Origin of the sequence: Streptococcus sp. GMD1S (assembly GCF_000296875.1) — a bacterium.
Taxonomy (GTDB): Bacteria; Bacillota; Bacilli; order Lactobacillales; family Streptococcaceae; genus Streptococcus.
Map to the genome: position 1 here is coordinate 1 of NZ_AJQY01000458.1, position 904 is coordinate 904.

The following is a 904-nucleotide window of genomic DNA, read 5'->3' on the forward strand; positions in this document are numbered from 1 at the left end:
TAGAAGCCAGTCAAGTCAAGCTGGTCAAAGAAAAAGTGAGTCTGACACCTTTAGCATCCGGCTATCAGATTGGTGAAGACTTGTTTGATCAGGTTATTTTAGCGACGGGAGCTTGGTTGGGTGACATTTTGGAGCTTTTAGGGTATGAGGTAGATGTTCGTCCCCAAAAGGGACAGCTCCGAGATTATCAACTCTCCGAAGACCTAGCATCTTACCCTGTTGTCATGCCGGAAGGAGAGTGGGATTTGATCCCTTTTGCAGGTGGGAAATTGTCTTTAGGAGCTACCCATGAAAACGACATGGGATTTGACTTGACGGTGGATGAAACCTTGCTCCAGCAAATGGAGGATGCGGCCTTGCCTCACTATCCAGCCTTGGCAGGAGCGAAATCATCGGGTGAGCGTGTGGGAATTCGTGCTTACACCAGTGATTTCTCGCCTTTCTTTGGGGAAGTACCTGGCTTAGCAGGTGTCTATGCGGCTAGTGGCCTAGGTTCATCAGGCCTCACAACTGGGCCTATCATTGGTTACCACTTAGCTCAACTGATCCAAGACAAGGAATTGACCTTGGACCCAGTAAACTATCCAATTGCAAACTATGTCAAACGAGTAAAAAGCGAATGATACTCAATGAAAATTAAAGAGCAAGCTAGGAAGCTAGCCACAGGCTGCTCAAAGCACTGTTTTGAGGCTGTGGATAGAGCTGATGAAGTCAGCTCAAAACACTGTTTTGAGGTTGTGGATAGAACTGACGAAGTCAGTAACCATACCAACCCACGGCAAGGCGAAGCTAACGTGGCTTGAAGAGATTTTCGAAGAGTATAAGCATTTTACTGAAATTTTAGCAGATAGTTTAGGATGTCAAATGACATTCCCTATCAAAAATGATAAAATAAGAAAAAATA

The 904-nt window shown here is 45.0% G+C and carries 2 protein-coding genes; both read left to right on the forward strand.

Annotated elements, in window-relative coordinates; all coding sequences use genetic code 11:
- On the forward strand, window positions 1-623 hold a 623-nt coding region (locus GMD1S_RS11230; protein ID WP_000330451.1), incomplete at its 5' end, for an NAD(P)/FAD-dependent oxidoreductase.
- Window positions 624-705: 82 nt separating this feature from the next.
- Window positions 706-904, forward strand: a 199-nt coding sequence (locus GMD1S_RS12650; protein WP_008283809.1) for a hypothetical protein, incomplete at its 3' end; no start/stop codon positions are given.